At 67.6% G+C, this 16,719-nt stretch carries 14 protein-coding genes and 1 pseudogene; 9 read left to right on the top strand and 6 right to left on the bottom strand.

Going from position 1 to position 16,719, the window contains the following annotated elements; translation table 11 throughout:
• The first annotated feature begins 30 nt into the window (after nt 1-30).
• From mnmA to K2Z83_RS08995, 6 genes are all read left to right on the top strand, one after another.
• The gene (mnmA, locus tag K2Z83_RS09020; RefSeq protein WP_220594847.1) at nt 31-1,152 is read left to right on the top strand and encodes a tRNA 2-thiouridine(34) synthase MnmA; all 1,122 of its coding nucleotides are present in this window, start codon (nt 31-33) and stop codon (nt 1,150-1,152) included.
• Nucleotides 1,153-1,157: 5 nt separating this feature from the next.
• Nucleotides 1,158-1,406: a hypothetical protein gene (locus K2Z83_RS09015; RefSeq protein WP_255603600.1), complete on the top strand. Its 249-nt coding sequence runs from the start codon at nt 1,158-1,160 to the stop codon at nt 1,404-1,406.
• 101 nt (nt 1,407-1,507) lie between these two features.
• A complete protein-coding gene (locus tag K2Z83_RS09010) occupies nt 1,508-1,966 on the top strand; it encodes a hypothetical protein (RefSeq protein ID WP_220594845.1) in 459 nt (152 codons plus the stop codon).
• 183 nt (nt 1,967-2,149) lie between these two features.
• Nucleotides 2,150-3,070 (top strand): DUF1385 domain-containing protein, encoded by a 921-nt coding sequence (locus K2Z83_RS09005; protein ID WP_220594844.1) that lies wholly within the window; start codon nt 2,150-2,152, stop codon nt 3,068-3,070.
• A 74-nt stretch (nt 3,071-3,144) separates the two neighbouring features.
• Nucleotides 3,145-3,963, top strand: coding sequence for a DUF4388 domain-containing protein (locus tag K2Z83_RS09000; RefSeq protein WP_220594843.1), 819 nt, complete (start codon nt 3,145-3,147; stop codon nt 3,961-3,963).
• 54 nt (nt 3,964-4,017) lie between these two features.
• A complete protein-coding gene (locus K2Z83_RS08995) occupies nt 4,018-4,548 on the top strand; it encodes an ATP/GTP-binding protein (protein ID WP_220594842.1) in 531 nt (176 codons plus the stop codon).
• An 88-nt stretch (nt 4,549-4,636) separates the two neighbouring features.
• Here K2Z83_RS08995 and K2Z83_RS08990 read toward each other — a convergent pair whose 3' ends face one another.
• From K2Z83_RS08990 to K2Z83_RS08980, 3 genes are all read right to left on the bottom strand, one after another.
• Complete coding sequence (locus K2Z83_RS08990; RefSeq protein WP_220594841.1) at nt 4,637-5,779, bottom strand: hypothetical protein; 1,143 nt, start codon at nt 5,777-5,779, stop codon at nt 4,637-4,639.
• A gap of 482 nt (nt 5,780-6,261) precedes the next feature.
• A complete protein-coding gene (locus tag K2Z83_RS08985; RefSeq protein ID WP_220594840.1) occupies nt 6,262-7,422 on the bottom strand; it encodes a S1C family serine protease in 1,161 nt (386 codons plus the stop codon).
• Between the two features lie 226 nt (nt 7,423-7,648).
• Complete coding sequence (locus tag K2Z83_RS08980; RefSeq protein ID WP_220594839.1) at nt 7,649-8,587, bottom strand: TIGR01777 family oxidoreductase; 939 nt, start codon at nt 8,585-8,587, stop codon at nt 7,649-7,651.
• Between the two features lie 299 nt (nt 8,588-8,886).
• Between K2Z83_RS08980 and K2Z83_RS08975 the strand changes: the two genes are divergently transcribed.
• The 3 genes and pseudogenes from K2Z83_RS08975 (at nt 8,887) to K2Z83_RS08965 (ending at nt 12,993) form a co-directional block, all read left to right on the top strand.
• Entirely contained in the window at nt 8,887-10,158 is a 1,272-nt protein-coding gene (locus K2Z83_RS08975) for a lactate racemase domain-containing protein (protein ID WP_220594838.1), read from the top strand.
• Nucleotides 10,159-10,422: 264 nt separating this feature from the next.
• Nucleotides 10,423-10,893, top strand: a pseudogene (locus K2Z83_RS08970) (SDR family oxidoreductase); the annotation flags it as partial.
• 189 nt (nt 10,894-11,082) lie between these two features.
• Nucleotides 11,083-12,993 (top strand): glycoside hydrolase family 5 protein, encoded by a 1,911-nt coding sequence (locus K2Z83_RS08965; protein ID WP_220594837.1) that lies wholly within the window; start codon nt 11,083-11,085, stop codon nt 12,991-12,993.
• A 64-nt stretch (nt 12,994-13,057) separates the two neighbouring features.
• Here the strand turns inward: K2Z83_RS08965 and K2Z83_RS08960 are convergent, their stop codons facing one another.
• The 3 genes from K2Z83_RS08960 to K2Z83_RS08950 form a co-directional block, all read right to left on the bottom strand.
• Nucleotides 13,058-14,416 carry a DHHA2 domain-containing protein gene (locus tag K2Z83_RS08960; protein WP_220594836.1) on the bottom strand — a complete coding sequence of 453 codons (1,359 nt, stop codon included), beginning with the start codon at nt 14,414-14,416 and terminating at the stop codon, nt 13,058-13,060.
• 241 nt (nt 14,417-14,657) lie between these two features.
• Nucleotides 14,658-16,331 carry an energy-dependent translational throttle protein EttA gene (ettA, locus tag K2Z83_RS08955; RefSeq protein ID WP_220594835.1) on the bottom strand — a complete coding sequence of 558 codons (1,674 nt, stop codon included), beginning with the start codon at nt 16,329-16,331 and terminating at the stop codon, nt 14,658-14,660.
• A 46-nt stretch (nt 16,332-16,377) separates the two neighbouring features.
• Nucleotides 16,378-16,719, bottom strand: a 342-nt coding sequence (locus K2Z83_RS08950; protein ID WP_220594834.1) for a hypothetical protein, incomplete at its 5' end; no start/stop codon positions are given.

Below are 16,719 nucleotides of genomic sequence, written 5' to 3'. Positions count from 1 at the left end.
AGAGGTTGCGGCTGACGGTATAATGCGCCCATGGCAAAGATTATTGTCGCGATGAGCGGCGGGGTAGACAGCTCCCTGGCGGCGGCCCTGCTGCACGAGCAGGGCCACGAGGTGATCGGCGTGACGATGCACCTCTGGGAGGGCGACGGCGAGCGCCTGGCCGAGAGCCTCTGCTGCTCGCTGGAGATGACCGAGAGCGCCCGGCGGGTCTGCGCCCAGCTCGGCGTGCCCTACTACGTCTTCAACTACCAGGCGGAGTTCCGGCGCCACGTGATCGACAGCTTCATCCACGCCTACGCCCAGGGCTACACGCCGAACCCCTGCCTGGAGTGCAACCGCGAGATCAAGTTCCGCGCCCTGCTCGCCCGCGCCGCCCAGCTCGGCTACCAGTACGTGGCCACCGGGCATTATGCGAGGAGGCAGGAGGCAGGAGGCAGGAGGCAGGGGGCGGTCGATTCTGCATCCTGCCTCCCGCCTCCTGCCTACGAACTTCGTCGAGCCGCCGACCCCGAGAAGGATCAGTCCTACATGCTCTACATGCTCCAGCAGCGGGACCTGGCTCGGCTAATGTTCCCGATCGGGGGCTACCGCAAGGCCGAGGTGCGGGCGATGGCGGAGGAGCGCGGGCTCGACAGCGCCGACCGCCCCGAGAGCCAGGACATCTGCTTTGTACCGGGGGGTGACTACCGCAACCTGCTGCGCGAGGAGGTGCCGGAGCGCCTCGTCCCAGGCCCGATCGTCGACCAGCGCGGGCGCGAGGTGGGCCGCCACAGTGGGCTGCCGCTCTACACGATCGGCCAGCGCCGGGGGCTGGGGATCCAGGGCGCTGAGCCGCTGTACGTGACCGCCCTGGACACGGCGCGCAACGCCCTGGTGGTCGGCCCGGCGGCGGCGCTGATCCGCAAAGAGTTTCACGTGGAACGTAGCAGCTTCGTGGCAGGCGACTGGCCGGAGGCGCCGTTCGGCTGCCAGGTGCAGGTGCGATCCCACGGCGCGGCCGCGCCCGCTGAGGTGACGCCCGAGGCCGACGGGCGGCTGACCGTGCGGCTGCACGAGCCGCTGCGGGCGATCAGCCCCGGGCAGGCCGCCGTCCTCTACGACGGCGACCGCGTGATCGGCGGCGGCCTGATCGCGCGACCGGAGCTTCCATGAGTGGCATGGCCCCCGCATCCATCCTGATCCTGCTGATCGCCACCGCCTGCGCGGCATTGGCCCACGTGCTGCTGGGGCGGGCCTGGCGCCAGCTGCCGATCTTCTGGCTCGCCGCCGTCGTGGGCTGCCTGATCACCTACGGCCTCGGGCTGCGCTTCCCCCTCAACCTCCCCACACCTGCCGGCGTCCCCATCCTCGAGTCGGTGCTCGCGGCATGGCTCCTGCTGATTTTTGTCTCGCGTCTGCGAGTATGATATAATCGGCCCCATCATACAGCCGTAAATCACCTGGCCGGTGCTGGATATGTCGCTGTCGGCAGGCGTTGTCGCGCCACCGCACACAGAGGAGCGAGCCTGTGCTTAAATGGGTTGGTATTGGGGTTGGGACGCTCACTGTTCTGCTGATCGCCTTCATGGTAGGCTCTGCGTTTGCCCCAGCAGAGTTCCGCGCCGGCGCGCGCGATATCTTCATCGTCGTTGTATCAGTGTTCCAGCTGATTAGCGCGATCCTGACGATAGCCCTGCTGTTCGCCGTGCTCTACGCCGTCAACCAGATCAACAAGGTCGCCAAGACAAACGTCATGCCAAAGGTCGACGACGCAATGGTGAAGCTGAACGAGGTGCTCGATAGCACGCGCGCCCTGGCCGGCAATGTGCGCGACAGCGCCAGCACGGCGACACAGACCACCACGTTTATGGCTGAGCGCGTCGTCTCGCCGATCATCCGTGTCTCCAGCCTCGTCACCGGCGTGCGCGCCGCCGCGACAACGCTCGCGCGTCGCGACACCTCCGATCAGGCCGGCGACAACCGCTAGGCGGTTATACTCTGGATCGCCTCATCGTGTAGGCTGTACCAACAGGGCGAGCCGACCACACACAGCCCGTGGGTGTTAGCTATTGTCGTAAACCCTTTGAACGTGGTATGATAGAGAAGGTAGGCTGTCGCCCTCGGCACTGCATGCCAGCGGCAGCCTCTATATTCTTACAGAACAGGGCCCATGGACGAACAGCGATTTGCGTACGGCGGCCAGGCCGTCCTCGAAGGGGTGATGATGCGCGGCCGCCGCCAGGCGACGGTTGCGGTTCACCGTCCCAACGGTGATCTGGCGCTGAAGCATATCCCGATCAGCGGCGAGGATCGGCCCGCGTGGATGAAGCTCCCGATCATCCGCGGCCTCGTCGGCCTCCGCGATGCGTTCTCCATCGGCAAGCAGGCCCTCGACTTCTCCACGAGCGTGGTGATCGGCGACGAGGAGGAGGAGATATCCCCACTCGTGCAAGGCACCATATTCATCGGGGCCATGGCGATCGGGATCGGCATCTTTGTGGTGCTGCCCTCGCTCATCGCAAATATGGCCAGCCGTATGGGCGCGCCGCTCCTGCTGCGCGAGGTGATCGAAGGCGCGCTGAACCTCTCCCTGGTCGTCGGCTACATCTACGCGATCAGCCGCCTGCGCGACATCCAGCGCGTCTTCGGCTACCACGGCGCCGAGCACAAGGCGATCAACGCCTATGAGGCCGGGGCGCCGCTGACGGTCGAATCGGTGCGCAGCTTCACGCGGATCCACCCGCGCTGCGGCACCAGCTTCCTGGTGGTCACCGCCCTGATCGGCTTCGTGATATTTCTCTCGGTGAGCGGTCTCCCGCTCTGGCAGCGCATCGGCGCCCGGATCGTGATGATCCCCCTGGTCGCCGCCGTCGCCCTTGAGGCGCTGCGGCTCGCCGCGGCGCACTATCATCGATCATGGGTTCGTCGCCTGCTCGCGCCAACCCTGTCCACACAATACCTAACCACCCGCGAGCCAGATGACGCCATGATCGCCGCCGCTATCGCCGCGCTTGTGCCGGTGCTCGCAGCAGACGGCATCACAGCCCATCGTGTCGCAGTTCCCGAGCACGAGCTGGCCTTGTCCACGTGACGTAGCGCGCCCGTGGCGCTCTCGACACAACAGATCCTCTTATTCGCAGAGAAGCTCCCCGCGGAGGGAACGCAATGGCCCTGGTTGGCAACATCCGAGACTTCGGCCTATCCGATTTTCTCTATCTGGTCGACCGGGGCTATAAGACCGGGGGCCTGCATCTGACTCACGAGCAAGAGACGGCCCTGCTCTTCTTTGAGAAGGGCAAGCTGGTTCTGGCCTCGCGAAAGCCCGAGGACGAGAAGGCCGACCTGCTGGTTCGTCTGGGGCTGATAGAGCAGGCCCAGCTCGACAAGGCCCGCCAGGCGCTCACCTCAAGCAGCAATGGGGCGACCCTGATGCAGGTCATCATCGACCAGCAGATAGCGGATCAGGAGCAGCTTCAGACCGGGCTGATGACCCACACCGAAGAGTCGGTCTACGGGCTGTTTGGCTGGCCCGAGGGTGAGTTCCGCTTCGAGCAGAACCAGCGCCCCGACGCCGACTCGCCAACCATGCCAGTGCCGGTGTCGGTCGAGAATCTGATCATGGAGGGCGTGCGGCGGATCGATGAGTGGGGGCGGATTAAAGACCGCATCCCATCCACCGATATGATCGTTAAGTTTATCGATCAGCCAGGCGAGAAGGCCAAAGGCGTGAAGCTGGCGCCCGAGGAGTGGCGGATCTTCGCGAGAATCAACGGCAAGGATAGCCTCGCCGAGATCGCGCAGAAGACAAGCCTCAGCGATTTCGATGTCTGCCGAATAGTCTACGGCTTCCTGACCGCAGGCCTGGTGGATGTCATGAAGAAGCCGCGGCCGATGGCTGGGTCGCGCGGAGCGCAGGGAGCGGAGCCGCCAAGGGTGAAAAAGAGCCTGGTGAACCGCATCATCAATCGTATCCGTGGTATGTAGCCGATGTTGCTCAGCCGGGGCATAGCACCGTAACGGACGTAGCGGAGGGCTGGTGTGCAGACGGTAAAAATGGTCATCAGTGGGGCGGTGAACGCGGGCAAGACCGAGTTCATTAAGGCTATCAGCGAGATCGAGGTCGTCTCTACCGAGCGGCGCGCGACCGATGATACCAAGATGATCAAAAAAGAGACGACGGTGGCGATGGACTTCGGCCGTATCGCCATCGCCGATGATCTGGTGCTGCACCTATTCGGCACCCCCGGTCAGAAGCGATTCGACTTCATGTGGGAGATCCTCTCCGAGGGCATGCTCGGCCTGGTCATCCTGGTCGATAGCACGCGCCCAGAGACGTTCCGCGAGACGAACCGGATCATCGACTTCTTCGTCTCGTACCGCGACACGTCCTATGTGATCGCGGCCAACAAGCAGGATCGCCCGAACGCGTGGTCGCCTGATGAGCTGCGCCTGGCTCTGCGCCAGCCGCCCCACGTCAAGGTGCTCCCCTGCGTGGCGTCGGAGCGCGATAGCGTGAAGAACATCCTCCTCGAACTGCTCTATGTGATCCAGGAGAAGAGCGAGGATTAGACCACTGAGGCGCTGAATCACTGAGGCACTGAGCTGATGCTCAGTGCCTCAGTGATTCAGCGCCTCAGTGATTCAGCGCCTCAGTGATTCAGCGCACCCACTTGGCCTGGTCGAACCAGACGGTCGCGCCCGCGTCGCCGGCCAGGTCGCCGAGCTGGATGAAGCCATCGCCGCCGGCCGCGAAGGGGAAGCGCCCCAGGTGTACCCACCCCGTCTGGGATGACTGGTCCACTGCGACCTCGACAGCGCCGTCGCGGTGCTGGATGACGTAGCGGGCCGCGCTGGTGATCGCGCGCTTGCTCGGGCAGATCGGCACGTGGACGTAGAGGTCGTAGTCGCCGGCGGTGGGCAGATTCGGCTGCCAGCGTGTCACGAGCTTGCTCTGATTCGGGTCGGACACCGTCTTCGCCTGGTAGGCGTGGCGGCCATAGCCGCAGCCCACCGCGCTGACGCCGATGTCCGGGCTGCTGTGCCAGAAGTCGCCGCCCAGCTCGTCCACGACCTGCTCGGGGAGGTTCGGGTCGCGCTGAGGCGCGCCGTCCGCCGGGTCGGCGCCCATCCAGAGCATCGTTACCTCGACCTCGGCCTGGTCGCCGACGATACCCAGGTCGTCGATCCACGCCCCGTCGCCCACGTCCATGGCGCTGGGGAAGCGCACATAGCCCTTGTCGGCCTGCTTGCCGTTGTAGCCCTCGTAGTAGGCGGCGTGGTCCATCGGCCAGCCGCGCTCAAGGTCGGGGTAGCCGGCCCGCTGGATGTTCCAGTAGTCGTCGCGGGCGCTGTAGGGGCCGACATCGTAGACGGGGACGACGGTGCTGCGGCCGCGGTAGGTGATCCGCACCTTGTACTCGTCGCCGCCCTTGCTTGAGAGCGCGCACCAGCAGGGCAGGGAGACGAAGCGGGCGTGGGGCGGGATGACAAAGCCGTTGGCGGTGCGCCCGCCGATCATGCCCTGGCGGGTCGCCCTGATGCGGAAGGTGGGCGCCACGGCGTAGGGGTCGGCCGCGGCGGCCTCGTAGGTGGCCGGGGCGCTCGTCGGCGCAAGCGTCACGCTCCGCACCACCGGGCTCAGCCCGACGTCGCCCATCAGAGTCAGGCGGTACTGCACGCGCTGCGCGGCGACGGGAAACCCAGCGACGGTGCCGGAGGGCACGCCGACGATCCAGGGCAGCCAGCGAGCGCCGTCGAGGCTGGCGCGCAGATCAACGCGCAGGGAGGTCCCCTGTGGCATGCTGGCGTCGTAGGAGAGCCTGATACGGGTGGCGTTCAGCAGAGGGGTGGGCGGCTCGGCGATGAGGGTGCCGGAGCGGCGGAAGGCCCCGAGAAGAGAAGGCGCGGCAGCGGCGTCTGCGGCGAGAGCGACACTTCCATCCGCCAGGCTAAGCACGCCATTGTACTCTAGCAGGCTGGCGGTAGAGGTTCGCTGTTGTGGGCTACCGGAACCGGCCGCATAGGTCGTGGTGGCTGCGATGAGTAGGGTGCAGGTCAGGAGCGCCAGGGCCAGCCGCGACCATCGCAAGTAGGTGCGCGTAGACCTCAATCGTTCCTCCATGTTCTACGTTCTTGGTAGAGTGGCCACAACTGGGTGGCCGCGGAGGATTATACCACAACTTCACAAAGAGCTGACGGAAAGATGATACGATCATGAGAAAGGCCCGCCATCGCGCATTGTGATGCGCGATGGCGGGCCTCGCCATACGGGCGACGGGCGGCCTACATGTTCGGGTCGCGCTCGCCGAGCGTCACCTGGACGCTGCTCTCCTGCCCGTTGCGCAGCACCGTCAGGGTGACGGTGTCGCCCGGTCGGTGCTGGAGCAGCAGCTGGCGCAGGGATGTGTCGCCGTCGAGGGATGAGCCGTCGATGGCGGTGATGATGTCACCGTCGCGCAGGCCGGCGCGGGCGGCGGCGGTGCCGGGCTGGACGGCGGGCACGCCCTGGCGGCTGCTCTGGATAAGCGCGCCGCTCTGCACCGGCAGGTTCAGCTCGGCGGCGATGCTGCCATCGATCGGCAGGTAGCTCACGCCCAGGAAGGGGTAGGAGACCTTGCCGCTGGCGATCAGCTGCTCGGCCACGCCCTTAAAGATGGTGCTCGGCACCGAGAAGCCCAGGCCCTCGACGGGGGCGGCCGAGGACGAGAGCTGGTCGTTGCGCACCACGAGGGTGTTCAGGCCGACCACCTCGCCGCTGAGGTTGATCAGCGGGCCGCCGCTGTTGCCGCTGTTGATCGCCGCGTCGGTCTGGATCAGGCCCTCCATCGGGCCGACCGAGCGGTTCAGGGCGCTGACCACGCCGGCGGTGACGGTGTTGCGGAAGTTGCCCAGCGGGCTGCCGATGGCGAGCACCTGCTCGCCGGGCTGCAGGGCCGCCGCGTCGCCGACGGTGGCGACGGCGGGCAGCTGGCCGCCCACCTGGATCACGGCCACGTCGCTCAGCGGGTCGGTGCCGATCAGCGTCGCGTCACGCCGGCTGCCGTCGTTGAAGACCACGGCGAGCTGGCTGGCGCCCTCGACGACGTGGTTGTTGGTCAGGATGTAGCCCTTGTCGCTAATGATCACGCCGCTGCCGCTGCCGCTGCCCTGCGGGCCAGTGTTCAGCACCGTCACGACGGCGGGCGCCACCTTCTGCACGGCCGTGACCATCTCGTCGGAGGTGGACTCGGCGGCGCCTGCGGCGGACGGCTGGCGGGGCGCGCTCTGCGCAGCGGCCGGCGCGATCACCGGCTGGGCGACAACGGCCTGCGTCATCAGGTTGCGCTGGACCATATAGTAGGCTGCGGCACCGCCGGCGACGGCGCCGCCGGCGATGCCGATAAAGACGGCCAGGACGACGGCGAAGACGAGGAGGATGCGGCCAAGGCGGTTCGTAGACTCCATATGCTGTTCCCTCGCTGCTATAGACAAGCTGTGCGCTGACAGCTGTGGCATCTCGCGCTGATAGCAGTATGAGACAGCCGCCTAAACAAGGCTTTAAGTTGGCGTGAGAGCGGGATGAGAAGGTGAACACGAAACTGCGCACGGTGAGGGTGTGGGAGAGCTTCGCTCTCCCACAAAAAACTGATGGTGCCTGCTGGGCACAGAAAGGTCGCGGACACGAAGGGCATTATGTTGAGAGCAGATCGCGCAGGGCGGCCTCAAGCTGGGGGTAGCGGAACGTATAGCCGAGGGCCTGAGCCCGCTTCGGCAGGGCGCGCTGGCCGTACACTACCAGGTCGGCCATCTCGCCGAGGATGGCGCGCAGGCTGAACCCGGGCACGGGCAGCCAGGAGGGCGTGCCCATGACCCTGCCCAGGGTGCTGGCGAAGTCACGGTTGGTCTGCGGCGTGGGGGCGACGGCGTTGATCGGCCCGCTGGCGCGCTCGTCCTCCAGGGCCAGCATATAGATGCCGATCAGGTCGGCGGGGTGGATCCAGGAGTAGTACTGGCTGCCGGGCAGCACGGGGCCGCCGGTGAAGATCTTGAAGGGCATCATGATCTGCGGCAGCACGCCGGCCTCGGGGTCGAGCATCAGGCCGGTGCGGATGCGCGCGACCCGCACGCCGAGCCCCTCGGCGCGGGCGGCCTCGGCCTCCCAATCTACGCAGACCTGGGCCAGGAAGTCGTCGCCCGGGGCGGCGTCCTCACCGAGCGGGGTGTCGTCGCAGAAGCCGTAGTAGCCCACGCCCGAGGCGCAGAGGAGGGCCTGCGGGCGGCTCTGGGCGGTGCCGATGGCACTCACGATGCCGCGCGTGCCGATGACGCGGCTGTTGCGGATGGCCGCCTTGACCGAGGGCGTCCAGCGCTGGCCGAGGATGCCCTCGGCGATGGGCGCGCCGGCCAGGTGGATGACGGCGTGGGCGCCGTCGATGGCGGCGGCCCACGGCCCGCTCTCGTCGGCCGACCACTGGATATACTCGGCGGCGCCGGGCAGGGTCGCGCGGGCCTTCTCGGGGCTACGTGAGAAGATGATGGTCTGGTAGCCGCGATCCGTCAGTGCGGCGAAGAGCTTGCGGCCGATGACGCCGGTGGCGCCGGTGATCACGATACGTTTTGCAGTGCTCATGCTCATGATCGTACCCCGGCTCATAGGGCGAGTCAAGGGCGACGCCGCGCGGGCTAGAGCATGAGCAACGTCGCTGGCGGCTGAAGCCGCGTCGCGGGGGGCCTGCGGCCGACCGCCCACCTTCGTGGGCGGATCGGCGTCGGCCTGCGCCGACGCCCGGCGCAACGCGCCCAGCCGGCGCGACTTCAGTCGCCAGCCGAGGGTGCTCAGGACTTTGCACATGCCCTGACGCGCGGCCAGGAGATCACATATACTGATCGCATCCCTGCCCCGCGATCAGCCTTATCAGGAGAAGACCAATGCTGATCTCTCAGGCCAGCGCCGGCCCCGGACAGACCCTCGACGACGATGCGGTTGCGGCGGCCCTCACCCGTGGGCTGGGGGGGCGCTTCGCCGGCGCCCGCGCCCTCGTGCTCATCCCCGACCACACCCGCACCCTGCCGCTGCCCAAGCTCTTCCGCATGGTCGCCGGGCTGCTCCACGACACCCGCCAGCTTGACTTCATGGTCGCCCTGGGCACCCACCCGCCCCTGGACGACGCCCACATCCTGCGGCTCGTCGGCATCACCCCCGAGGAGCGCGCGGGGGCCTACCGCCACATCGGCCTGCTCAACCACAGATGGGACAGCCCGGGCGACCTGGCGCAGATCGGGACGATCACGAAGGAGCAGATCCAGGAGATCGCCGGGGAGATCTGGCACCCCTCGCTGGGCGGCGATGTGGCGGTGCGGATCAACCGGCGGGCGCTGGAGTATGACCAGATCCTGATCATCGGGCCGACCTTCCCGCACGAGGTGGCCGGCTTCTCGGGCGGGGCCAAGTACCTCTTCCCCGGCATCTCCGGCCCGGAGATGATCAATGTCACCCACTGGCTCGGCGCCCTGGCAGGCATCCTCGACATCATCGGGGTCGCCGAGACGCCGGTGCGCCAGATGATCCACGCCGCCGCCGGCATGCTGCCCACGCCCGTCACCCTGGCGGGGCTGGTGGTGGTGGGCAATGATCTGGCCGGGGTCTTCGTGGGCGACCTGATCGAGGCCTGGCGGGCCGCCGCCGCCCTCTCGTCCGAGCGGCATATCCGCTGGCTCGACAGGCCGCTCACGCGGGTGCTCTCCTGGGCGCCGGCCATGTACGACGAGCTGTGGACGGCCGCCAAGGCCATGTACAAGCTGGAGCCGGCGATCGCCGACGGCGGCGAGGTGATCGTCTACGCGCCGCACCTCGACACGGTGAGCCACGTCCACGGCAGGTATATCTACGAGGCGGGCTACCACGTGCGCGACTACTTCCTGGCCCAGTGGGATCGCTTCAGCCACGTGCCGCTGGGCGTGCTGGCCCACAGCACCCACCTGCGCGGGGCCGGGGCCTATGTGGGCGGGGTTGAGCGCGGCCGGATCGATGTGACCCTGGCCACCCGGCTCTCGCCGGCCGACTGCGCGCGGCTGGCCCTGGGCTACCGCGACCCGGACAGCATCGACCTGGCCGAGTGGCGGGGCCGCGAGGATGAGGGGGTGCTGTTCGTACCCAAGGCCGGCGAGATGCTCTACCGCTCGATCTTGCGCAAAGTGTAGCACCAGCCTTCCGGGTTCAGGCTTCTCTCCGACAGGCTGCTAAGCCTCCGAAAAGACCCAAGACTCAGCCCGGCCACAGCCACAGCTCGACCTAAGCCTGGCATCAGAAGATGTGACACATCAGATCCTTGAGCGATCAGGAGAGGGCGAGCTTGAGAGCCCTGCGGTCGAGCCGCTCATTATCGACGATAAGTATTTGTTAGCGCGAATACGCCTTGGGTTAACCTATGAGCGTAGGAGCCTCAGCTGGCGGCTGAAGTCGAGGCCACCGAGCGCACCGTCGACCTGAACCTGCACGGCACCCTGCTGCCCACCCAGGTCTTCGCGGAGCCGATGGCGCGCGCCGGACGCGGCAGCATCGTCAACATCTCATCGATGGCATCGGCGCGGGCGATCACGCGCGGGCTGGGCTACGGCGCGGCCAAGGCCGCGATCGACAACCTCACCCGCTGGCTGGCCGTGACCCTGGCCCGCGCGCACGGCCCCGGCCTGCGGGTGAACGCGATCGCGCCGGGCTTCTTCCTGGGCGAGCAGAACCGGGCGCTGCTGGTACACGATGACGGCAGCCCGACGGCGCGCGGCCAGACGATCATCGGCCACACGCCGGCCGGCCGCTTCGGCGAGCCGGAGGAGCTGGTGAGCGCGCTGATCTGGCTCTGCGGCCCCGGCGCGAGCTTCGTCAACGGCGTGGTGGTGCCGGTCGACGGCGGTTTCAGCGCCTTCAGCGGCGTGTAGGGGCCGCAGGCCCCCGAGAACTCTTGTTGGTTTGGGGCACTATGCCAGCGAAGCTGGCATAGTGCCCCAAACCAACATCGGTCTTTAGGGCGGCAGCGCCCGAGATCTCTTGTTATGTTGACCAAAACGACCAGCTCCGCTGGTCGTTTTGGTCAACATAACAAGGACTTGTGGTACAATCCCGGCGCTATGAAACGACTCACGCTGCTCTCCATCCTCACCCTGCTCACCCTGCTCGCCCTGCTCATCCCCAGCTCGCCGGCCAGCGGGGCCGCGCGCCAGCCGGGGCTGCCGCCCTCGCTCTTCGGCCTGAACATGTACCTCACCGGCCGCGAGCGCGGCGACGCCGAGGCCACCGCCCTGCTGGGCATGGCCACCCAGATCGGCGCGCGCTGGAGCCGCGAGGAGATCTCGTGGGCGGCCTGGGGGCCGAGCGAGGACAACCGCTTCTACGACCGGCGCCTCGGCCAGATCGCCGACGCCGGGGTCGGCATCATCGGCATGCTGCTGACCACGCCCAAGCAGTACCGCGACCCGGCCTGCGTGCGCTACGCCAAGGACACGAACCAGCCCGAGTACTGGTGCGCGCCCACCGATATGGCCGCCTACGCCCGCTGGGCCGCCGGCGTGGTCGAGCGCTACGATGGCGACGGCTACAAGGACGCGCCCGGCTCGCCGCGCGTGGCGGCCTGGGAGATCTGGAACGAGCCGGACCTGGACGGCACCTGGCTGCCCCGCGCCGACGCCGGGGCCTACGCCCAGATGCTGCGGCTCGCCCACGACGCGATCAAGGCCGCCGACCCGACGGCCACCGTGCTCAACGGCGGGGTCTACACCTTCGACGCCGTGGGCCAGTCCGGCTTCATGGACCGCGTGGTCGATCTGGCCGGCTGGGACAGCTTCGACGTGATCTCGATCCACCCCTGGCTGATCGACCACGCGCCGGACGACCCGAGCCTGATCAACCCGCGCGAGCGCTTCGACGTGACCATCCCAGGCCGGATCGAGCTGGTCAAGCGCTGGGCGGCGGCGCGCGGCGGCGGCAAGCCGATCTGGATCAGCGAGATGGGCTGGAGCACCTGCGGCGGCAGCTGCGCGCCGCAGTTCGCCAAGAGCGAGCAGGAGCAGGCCGACTACATGGTGCGCAGCTTCGTGCTGGCGGCGGCGGCCGGCGTCGAGCACGTGAGCTACTTCCAGCTTGAGGATAAGTTCGGCGGCGGGCAGCAGCCCTGGGGGCCGGCGGCGATCGTGCGCGACGACCTCAGCCCCAAGCCGGCCTACATCGCCTACGGCGCGATGGTGGCCCAGCTCCAGTTCGCCCGCTACCGCGGCACCGGCCCCCTGCACCGCCCCGGCTCCCTGGCCGACTACCGCTTCGACCTGGGCGACGGCAGCACGGTGGATGTGCTCTGGTCGCTGGGCGCGCCGGCCTCGGCCAGCTTCCCGCTGACGGCGGGGCTGAGCGCGGCCCTGATCGACCGCGACGGCGGCGAGGGTGCCCTGGCCGGGCGCGCGGCATCCCTGAGCCTGAGCGGCAGGCCGATCTATGTGCGCCAGCTCAGCGGGCGCTCGCGCAGCTTCGGCGAGACCGGGCAGAGCCTGCGCGACCCCTTCCTGGGCTACTGGGAGCGCGGCGGCGGGCTGGCGATCTTCGGCTTCCCGATCAGCGCGGAGCGGGTGGAGCAGGGCGCAGACGGCGGCAGCTACCGGGTGCAGTGGTTCGAGCGCAACCGCTTCGAGCTCCACCCGGAGAACCGGCCGCCCTACAACGTGCAGCTGGGCCTGCTCGGCGTGGAGAGCCTGGCCCGCCGGGGCATCGACTGGCGCGGCCTGCCGACGGTGGGCGGCCCGCCGAGCGGCCAGTGCCGCTACTTCCCCGAGACCGGCCACAGCCTCTGCCCGCCCTTCCGGGCCTACTGGGAGCGCAGCGGCGGGCTGGCGGTCTTCGGCTTCCCGATCAGCGAGCCCTTCGACGAGGACCTGGGCGGCGGGGCGCGGCGGGTGCAGTACTTCGAGCGCAACCGCTTCGAGGAGCACCCCGAGCAGCCCGCCGCCTACCGCGTGCAGCTCGGGCGGCTGGGCGCCGAGCTCATGCCGTAGACATGTGCCGCATGGCACCCGTAAGGGCGGAGCAGCGCGGCGCTGCTCCGCCCTTACACGTCGATCACCCCTCCAGGGCGCTGAGCAGCTGCGGCAGCAGCTGCTTCTTGCGCGAGACGACGCCGTCGGCGGCGCGGGTGCCGTCGACCCGCCGCGGGTAGGGCAGGCTGTCGAGCTGCGGCAGGTCGGTGGTGAGCAGCAGCCGGCTGGAGCTGGCCACCACGTTCGTCGCCATCAGCACGACGAAGTCGAGGCCGTTGGCCGTGCGCATGCCCTCCAGGGCGCCGCGCAGCTCCGCCAGGCGCTCGTCGAGCTGGGTGAAGTTCGAGAGCTCGATCTGCGAGACGGCGAACTTAAAGCCGCCCGACTCGTAGCGCTTGAAGTCGGTCTGCACCAGGTCGGCGGCGTTGCGCGAGGAGAGATCGACGCCGGCGGCCAGGATCTGCTGGCCGTAGCTCTCGATCGTCTCGCCGGCCAGCGGCGAGCCGCCCATGAAGGCCCAGCGGGCCAGCCGCTCGGCGGCCTTGCGGTCGCGGTCGGTGGTGGTTGGCGAGGTGAAGAGCAGGGTGTCGGAGATCATGCCGGCCAGGAGCATGCCGGCGATCTTCGGCGGCGCGCTCAGGCCGGCGTCCGAGATCCGCTCCGTCACCAGGGTGCTGGTGCTGCCCACCGTGTCCACCGTGAACTTGATCGGCACCATCGAGGCCGGGTTTCCCAGGCGGTGGTGGTCGAGCACCTCGATCACATCGGCCTCGTCCAGCGCGCCGAGGGCCTGGCCGGACTCGTTGTGGTCCACGAGGACGATCTGGTGGCGGCGGGGGCGCATCGCGTCGCGCTGGCGGCAGATCCCGGCGTAGCAGCCCTGGTCGTCCACCACCAGGAACTCGTCGCGCTCCTCGCGCAGGATGCGCGGCAGCACATCGCGGATGCGGCCCGCGGCCGGGAAGCGCGGCGTGTCGGTGTCGCAGGCCTCGCGGCAGGGGTGGGTGAGCAGGTCGGAGACGCGCAGGTCGGCGCCGCGCTCGTGGATGCCCACCTTCTCGCGCAGGAAGTTGAACAGGCTGGCCACCGTCACCAGGCCGAAGGGCGTGCCGTCGGGGTTGACCACCGGGGCCACGCCGCCGGTGCGGTTGGCGATCGTCCAGGCCTCGCGCAGCGGGCTGTCCGGCGTGGTGGTGTCGTAGCGGTGCGAGACGCTGGAGAAGCGCGGCGACGCGTCGGCCAGGAGCGGCGGCGGGTCAACCTCAAGCCGGTGGAAGAGCCAGGTCGTCTGCGGGTTGAGCTGGCCGGCCCGCGCGGCGGTGATGCGCTGGTCGGGGTGCTCCTGCTGGAGCAGCCAGGCGTAGCCGACCGCCGACACGATCGAGTCGGTGTCGGGGTTGATATGGCCGATGACGTAGATCTGATCTGGGGCGTTCGTCATACTGCACCTTCAAACAGCTTTGTTAGAGAGACGTCTCAGAGAGGGAGCTGTCCTCCTGAGACTTTTATTTTATCGGGGCGGGTTTCAGAATTGCAGATTGCAGATTGCAGATTGCAGATTTGACACAGCTAATCTGCAATCTGCAATCTGCAATCTGCAATCACCATTGCAGATTGCAGATTGTAGATTGTAGATTTGGCATAGCCAATCTACAATCTACAATCTGCAATCTGCAATCACCTTAGCGCACCAGCTTCTTGTAGCTGATCCGGTGCGGCCGGTCGGCCTCGACGCCCTTGCGCCGGCGGTAGTCGGCCACATACTCCGAGTAGCTTCCGGGGAACCAGAAGGCCTGGCTATCGCCCTCGAAGGCCAGGATGTGCGTCGCCACCCGGTCGAGGAACCAGCGGTCGTGGGAGATCACCACCGCGCAGCCGGCGAAGCTCTCCAGTCCCTCCTCCAGGGCGCGCAGCGTGTGGACATCCAGGTCGTTGGTCGGCTCGTCGAGCAGCAGCACGTTGGCCCCCGACTTGAGGATCTTCGCCAGGTGGACGCGGTTGCGCTCGCCGCCCGAGAGCGTGCCCACCAGCTTCTGCTGGTCGGAGCCGCCGAAGTTGAAGCGCGACACGTAGGCCCGCGAGTTGACCTGGCGGCTGCCGAGCATGATGATGTCGTGGCCGCCGGAGATCTCCTCCCAGACCGTCTTCTGGCCGTCGAGGCTGTCGCGGCTCTGGTCGACATAGCCCGCCGTCACCGTCTCGCCCACGGTGAGCCTGCCGCCATCGGGCGACTCCTGGCCGACGACCATGCGGAAGAGCGTGGTCTTGCCGGCGCCGTTGGGGCCGATGATGCCGACGATCCCGCCGGGGGGCAGGTCGAAGCTGAGGTTATCGTAGAGCAGGCGGTCGCCGTAGGCCTTGGCCACGCCCTCGGCGCGGATGACGATATCGCCGAGGCGCGGGCCGGGCGGGATGAAGATCTCCAGCTCGCGGTCCTGCTGGTCCTGGCTCTCGTTGAGCAGGCGCTCGTAGGCGGTGATGCGGGCCTTGCCCTTGGCGTGGCGGCCCTTGGGCGACATGCTGATCCACTCCATCTCGCGCTGGAGTGCCTTCTGGCGCTGGCTCTCGGACTTCTCATCGCTGGCGAGCTTCTGGCGCTTCTGCTCAAGCCAGCTGGAGTAGTTGCCGCGCCAGGGGATGCCGACGCCGCGCTCAAGCTCCAGGATCCAGCCGGCCACATTGTTCAGGAAGTGGCGGTCGTGGGTCACGGCGATGACGGTGCCCTTATACTCCTGGAGGTGGCGCTCCAGCCAGGCCACCGACTCGGCGTCGAGGTGGTTGGTCGGCTCGTCGAGCAGCAGGATGTCGGGCGACTTGAGCAGCAGGCGGCAGAGGGCCACCCGGCGGCGCTCGCCGCCCGAGAGCACGGCCACCGATGCGTCGCCGGGCGGGCAGCGCAGGGCGTCCATGGCCAGGTCGAGCTTGCTGTCGATATCCCAGCCATCGAGGTGGTCGAGCTTCTCCTGGACCTCGGCCTGCTCGGCGAGCAGCGCGTCATAGTCGGCGTCGGGCTCGGCGAACTTCTCATTGATCTCGTCGTAGCGCTTGTGCAGGCCGACCACCTCGGCCGCGCCCTCCTCAACGATCTCGCGCACCGTCTTGGCGTCGTCGAGGTGCGGCTCCTGCTCCAGGAAGCCGATCGTGTAGCCGGGCGAGATCACCGTCTCGCCGATAAAGTCCGTATCAACCCCGGCGAGGATGCGCAGCAGCGAGCTCTTGCCCGAGCCGTTGGCGCCGATCACGCCGATCTTCGCGCCGTAGAAGTAGGACAGGTTGATATCTTTGAGGACCTGCTTGCTCGGCGGGTGGATCTTGCTCACCCGGATCATCGAGTAGATAACTTTGGTGTCGGTCACGCGGTTATACCTCTTCTGTGGCTTCCTGATGCAGAAAAAGCGGTGTTCAATTTTGCCCTTTGATCAACATGTAGCCAAAGCAACTTTTGTCGACCTTTATGATCCTCTGCTCCACGATTAGTTTGCTCAAGGCTTCACCTATGGTACGCGGATAGGCGCTGCGCGTCAACCAGGCGATGGATTGCTGAGCCTGATGGGCCGCCTGATCTGTGGCCGCATCGCCGACCTGGCGATCGCCTGGTTCGTTACTATAGATCATAGTATCATGAACATCCAAGGGTTGGCATGCCAGTGTTGCCATGAGACAGGGCATGTGCAACGTCCTGCGCGCCCCCGGCTGGCCACTGACGTCGCGCCGGCAGGGCGCGCTGCGCCGGGCGTCGGCCTG

Origin of the sequence: Oscillochloris sp. ZM17-4 (assembly GCF_019599295.1) — a bacterium.
Lineage (GTDB): Bacteria > Chloroflexota > Chloroflexia > Chloroflexales > Chloroflexaceae > Oscillochloris.
The sequence above is the reverse complement of the archived record's forward strand: the minus strand, read 5'-3'. Positions and strand labels throughout refer to the sequence as shown.